Source organism: Streptomyces sp. NPDC088194, assembly GCF_040702025.1.
In the GTDB taxonomy this organism is placed as follows: Bacteria; Actinomycetota; Actinomycetes; order Streptomycetales; family Streptomycetaceae; genus Actinacidiphila.
Map to the genome: position 1 here is coordinate 1 of NZ_JBFBIV010000193.1, position 5304 is coordinate 5304.

Annotated in this window: 4 protein-coding genes; 1 reads left to right on the forward strand and 3 read right to left on the reverse strand. The window is 72.3% G+C overall.

Features of this window, described 5'->3' with window-relative positions:
• Positions 1-74: 74 nt before the first annotated feature.
• Positions 75-2108, reverse strand: a complete 2034-nt coding sequence (locus AB0399_RS40225) for an NPCBM/NEW2 domain-containing protein (RefSeq protein WP_366414662.1) — start codon at positions 2106-2108, stop codon at positions 75-77.
• Positions 2109-2449: 341 nt separating this feature from the next.
• Entirely contained in the window at positions 2450-3622 is a 1173-nt protein-coding gene (locus AB0399_RS40230; protein ID WP_328473770.1) for a UDP-N-acetylglucosamine--N-acetylmuramyl-(pentapeptide) pyrophosphoryl-undecaprenol N-acetylglucosamine transferase, read from the reverse strand.
• A gap of 189 nt (positions 3623-3811) precedes the next feature.
• Between AB0399_RS40230 and AB0399_RS40235 the strand changes: the two genes are divergently transcribed.
• Positions 3812-4252: a hypothetical protein gene (locus AB0399_RS40235; protein WP_366414663.1), complete on the forward strand. Its 441-nt coding sequence runs from the start codon at positions 3812-3814 to the stop codon at positions 4250-4252.
• On the opposite strand, the gene AB0399_RS40240 is transcribed toward AB0399_RS40235, so the two are convergent.
• Positions 4249-5103: an AAA family ATPase gene (locus tag AB0399_RS40240; protein WP_366414664.1), complete on the reverse strand. Its 855-nt coding sequence runs from the start codon at positions 5101-5103 to the stop codon at positions 4249-4251. The two genes, AB0399_RS40235 and AB0399_RS40240, sit on opposite strands and share 4 nt — an antisense overlap.
• Positions 5104-5304 lie beyond the last annotated feature (201 nt).

Here is a 5304-nt window from a genome sequence, read left to right on the forward strand (position 1 = left end):
GCGGGGCGTGCCGGTCCCGGCCGGGGGGGGCCGCGGCGTCCCCGCGCCCCCGCCACAGGCGTGATGAGGGTCGGTCAGGAGCAGGTGACCTGGGCGTCGGCCCAGTCCGCGTGGTCGCTGTCGTTGCCGTCGCCGCCGTCGGTGACGATCAGCTGGACCTGCTGGGCGCCGGTGACGTCGGCGCTGAGCGGCTTGGGTCCGTCGGAGTTCTTCAGCACTCCGCTGTCGGCGACCTGCTTGCCGTCGGCGTTCACCTCGAACTCGACGGTGCCCTTGCCGTTCTTCTCGTCGTCGACGCCGACGGTCGCGGTGACCTTGGAGCAGCCGCCGCCGAGGTAGTAGGTGATGGTGCTCGGCGCGTTGGTGCCCAGGCCCTTGGCGAAGACGGTGCCGCCGATGGTGATCGGTTTGCCGTCGCCGGCCGCGGTCTCACCGTTGCTCTCGTCCTTCTCGACCGGCCCCCACCCGTTGGTGGCGGTGACCCAGTCCAGGTCGCTGAGGTAGCTGGTGCCGGACGGCGGCGGCACCTCGACGGTGACGCTGCCCGCCAGGGGCACGGTGACCTGCTTGCGGCCGAGCGGCTGGTCGTAACTGACCGTGCCGGACAGGGCGTAGGAGCCCGGCTTGGTCCCGGCCGGCACGGTGACCTTCCACGGCGTGCTGAACGTACGGCCCTTGGGCAGCAGCAGGCCGCGGGTGGCGCCGGCGGCCTTCACCGTCCAGCCGGCCGGGCCGTTGAGGGTGACGCCGACCCCGGTGGCGGGCAGCGCGCCGAGGTTGGTGGCGTAGCTGTCGACCGTCGCGCTCTTGCCGGGCTCGATGTGGTCGGGCGCGTGGGAGACGCCGGTGTCGAGCAGCGCCGGGTCGAGCAGGGCGGCCGCGCCGGCGGTGGCGCTGCCGCTCACCCGCAGCAGCACGGTGCCGTGCGCGGGCACGGTCGCGGCCAGGGTGCCGGCGCTGTCGTAGTCGGTGTGGCTCCACAGGTCGCGCACGGCGTAACTGCCGCGCTGCGGCAGGCCGGCGGCCTTGGCGGTGGTGGAGATGTGCTGGGCGGCGTCGGAGGAGTTGAACAGGGCCACGGCCCGGTCGCCGTTGGCCAGCTTCTTGCTCAGGACGTACGCGCCGCCGCTGGAGGAGACCACGGTGGCCGCCGAGCCCAGCGGGTCCTGGTTGAGCGCGATGACGTCCTTGTTGCCGAGGATCGCCAGCGTCTCCGGGGTGGCCTTGCGCAGGTCGGTGCCGATGAGCAGCGGCGAGTCCATGATCGACCACAGCGAGAAGTGGCTGCGGTACTCCGTGTCGGTCATCCCGCCGTTGCCGACCTCCAGCATGTCCGGGTCGTTCCAGTGACCCGGTCCCGAGTCGGCGCCCAGCGGCATGTTCGCCTTGGCGATGCCCAGCATGCTCGACCAGGAGTCGTTGATGTCGCCCGTGGTGCGCCAGGAGTTGCCGACGTCGCCGGCCCACTCCCACGGGTTCTGGTCGCCCCACTCGCACAGCGAGTAGACGATCGGGCGGCCGGTCGCCTTGAGCGCGTCACGCATCGCGGTGTAGCGCTTGACGTAGTCGGCGCGGGTGCCGTCGCTCTGGTTGTTGCAGTTGTCGTACTTGAGGTAGTCCACGCCCCAGTCCGCGAACGACTGCGCGTCGGTGGTCTCGTGGCCGAGGCTGCCCGGGTATCCGGCGCAGGTGGCGGTGCCGGCGTCCTCGTAGATGCCGAGCTTGAGGCCCTTGGAGTGCACGTAGTCGGCGGTGCCCTTGATCCCGTCGGGGAACTTCGCCGGGTCCGGGACGAGCCGTCCGTCGGCGTCGCGGGTGTGCGTCTGCCAGCAGTCGTCGATGTTGACGTAGGTGTAGCCGTCGTCCTTCAGCCCGGAGCTGACCAGGTAGTCGGCGGTCTGCTCGATGAGCTGCTCGCTGACGTTGCAGCCGAAGGAGTTCCAGTCGTTGAAGCCCATCGGCGGCGTCAGCGCGAGGCCGTTGTCGAGTGCGGAGGCGGGCGCCGCGGCGACGGCCACTTCCGCGGTCACGGCCACGGCACCGAGGCCACCGGCCCACAGCGCGCCGGCGGTCGCACAGGCGATCAGCCTGCGGACGGATCTTGGCATAGAAGTTCCTCTGCTCGCGGTGTCGATGAACCGAACTGAACAGGACCGACCCGGTCGGCCCTTGGAGCGTGCGCAATTGTGCCGATCGTCCGGCTGACGGCGGCTGTTGCGCAGACAATTCAACGTAATGAAACAGAGTCGAGCATTTTCTTTCGCGGCCACACCGTAGGAGCCGTGACGCGGCTTTGACAAGAGCCGTGCAGCGGGCAATCAACGCGGCCCCGGCGCGGCGCGGGTGGCGCGCGGGCCGGAAAAACGTAAGGGCCCGGGGAGCACCCGGGCCCGTACGTCGTACGCCTTACGCTGTCTGCCTTACGTCATATGCCTTACCGGCGTTGCCGTCACGAGGACGCCGCCGCGACGGAGAGCAGCACGTCCACGAGGCGGTCCGCCGCGTCGGGGCGGCCGTGGGCGCGGGCGCGTTCGGCCATCGCGGCGCGGCGCGCGGGGTCGGTCAGCAGCGGGCCGGCCGCGCCCAGCAGGCGGTCGGCGGTGACCTCGCCGATGAGCGCGACGGCGGCGCCGGACTCCTCCAAGTGCCGTGCGTTGTGCGCCTGTTCGTTGCCCGCGGAGGTGGCGAGCGGGATGAAGACGGCCGGCTTGCCGAGGGCGGTCAGCTCCGCGAGGGTGCCGGCGCCGCTGCGGGAGACCACGAGGTCGGCGAGCGCGAGGACATCGGGGAGTTCGGGGCCGACGAAACCCGTCAGGTGGTAGCGGGCCGTCAACTGCGGGTGCAGCGAGGCCACATGGCGGCGCAGGTCGTCCACGTTGGCCGGGCCGCACTGGTGGATGACGTTCGCCCGCTCCAGCAGCCAGGGCAGCGCGTCGCGCACCACGTCGTTGATCTGCTGCGAGCCCTGCGCGCCGCCGGTGACGTACACCGTGGGCAGGCGCCGGTCGAAGCCGTACAGGTTCAGCGCGTCGATCGCCTTGTCCGGGTGGCCGGAGAGCACCTCGGGGCGGATCGGGTTGCCGGTCACCACCGCGAGGGGGCGCAACTGCTCGGGCAGCAGGGCGAGCGAGGAGTCGGAGGACAGCGCGATCCGGGCGGCGGAGCCGGCCAGTTTGCGGTTGGCCAGGCCCAGCCGCACCGTCTGCTCGTGCAGCACCAGCGGGCGCTTGCACATGCGCGTGGCCAGGCCCGCGGGCACCGCGACGTAGCCGCCGGTGGCGAGCACCACGTCCGGCCGGAACCCGGAGACGATCTTCCGGGCCTGCGCGACACCGAGCGGCACCCGGGCCATGTCCCGCATGTTGGCCGGCGACGCCATCTTCAGCGGGTTGCTGGAGCGGCGGATCTTGCCGGTGACGACCGTGTTGAACGCGATGCCCTCGGCCGGGGCGACCCGCGCCTCCAGCCCCTCCTCGGTGCCGATCCACAGGACGTCGAGCGATCCGCCGCCGGCCGCCAGCCGGGCCTGGAGGGTACGGATCGCGGTGAGCGCGGGATACGTGTGTCCACCGGTGCCGCCTCCGGTGACGATCAGCCGGAAGGAGGACGGGACGGGTGGCATGGCAGAGGCATTGTTCACGCGCGCACACTATCGACTGCGGGCACGCCACGGGCGCCACGGTACGGGCGGGCGGCATGGTAAGGGAGCCACGCCACGGGCAACGCGGTACGGACGGCACGGCACGGTACGGGGACGGCGTGCGCGCGTGCGGGCCCCCTTCCGTCCTCCGGCGGCAATACGCTGCCCGGCATGGAAGCGACGCTGACCCTCAACTACCCGGCCCCGATAGCGGCGGGACACGAGATCGAGGTGACCGAGTTCGCCGACACGCGGCCGGAGAAGAAGCGCAGCAGGTGGTACCCGGCGTGGGACCAGCCCTTCCGGCACCCGGTGATCCTCGACGTCACGACCGGCATCCGGTACATGAACCACATGCACGTCCACCGCGGGGACAACGGCGGCAACAGCTTCGCCCCGAACGACTACCCGCTCGAACCCCGCACGGACCTCCCGGTCAGGCGCGTCTACCGGGCCCGGGTGAAGGCGTGCGCGCTGGTGATGGTGGAAGGGCTCGACCAGCAGCACACGAAGCTCGTCGTCGACGTGCTCGGCCCGGTGGTCCCGGGCGGCCCGGGCGCGAGTGGCGCGGGCGGCCCGAGGGGTGAGCCGGAGGACCGCCGCCCCCACTAGCCGGGCTCGCTCTCCTGCCGCTCCACCTGCTGCTCCTGCTGCTGCTGTTGCTGCGACGGGGGCCGCCAGGGCAGGTCGGCGGGGTCCAGGTGGGTCAGCTCGTCGAGGGTCGGGGCGCCCACCGCGGACAGGCGCTCGGCCTGGTTCTCCATCATCGACTCGAACAGGTTGCGCGCGTCACGGGCGTTACCGGGCGTGTCCCCGCCGGCCTGCCGCTCGAAGTACGCGAGCAGGTGCCGTCGCACGGCGTCGTCGAGGACGTACCGGGCTCGGGAGGCGGTGAGTTCGACGATGCGCAGCAGCTCGGCCGGGGAGTAGGGCGGGAACTCGATGGTGCGCGAGAAGCGCGAGCTCAGCCCGGGGTTGGCGGCCAGGAACTGCCCCATCTCCGCGGTGTAGCCGGCGGCGATCACCACCACGTCGTCGCGGTGGTCCTCCATCAGCTTGACCAGCTCGTCGATCGCCTCCTGGCCGAAGTCGGAGTTGGCGCCGAAGGTGCGCGCCAGGGCGTACGCCTCGTCGATGAACAGCACGCCGCCACGGGCCGCCAGGAACGCCTCACGGGTCTTCGGCCCGGTGTGCCCGAGGTACTTGCCGACGAGGTCGCTGCGGGCCACCTCGTGGACGGCGCCGTCGGCGAGCACGCCGAGCGAGGCGAGGACGCGGCCGTAGAGGCGGGCGACCGTGGTCTTGCCGGTGCCGGGCGGGCCGGAGAAGACGAGGTGGCGGCTGAGCGGCGGGGTCGGCAGGCCGACGGCGCGCCGCTGCTCGGCCAGCCGGATGATGTTCACCTGGGTGCGCACCTGGCGCTTCACCGGTTCGAGGCCGATGAGTTCGGCGAGCTCGGCCATCGGGTCGCCGGGGTCGGCGGGGGCCGCGGCACGGGCAGGGGCGCCCGGGTCGCTGGTGTCTCCGGCGCCGGCCGCCGGCGCGGGGCGGCGCGGGGCGGCCCGGGGGCCCGCGCGGCCGCGCGACGGGCCCGGTGTCGGCGGAGGTCCTCCTCCGCAGGGCGCTAGTCAAGGCGAATCCTCGGGTCGAGCACGCCGTAGAGC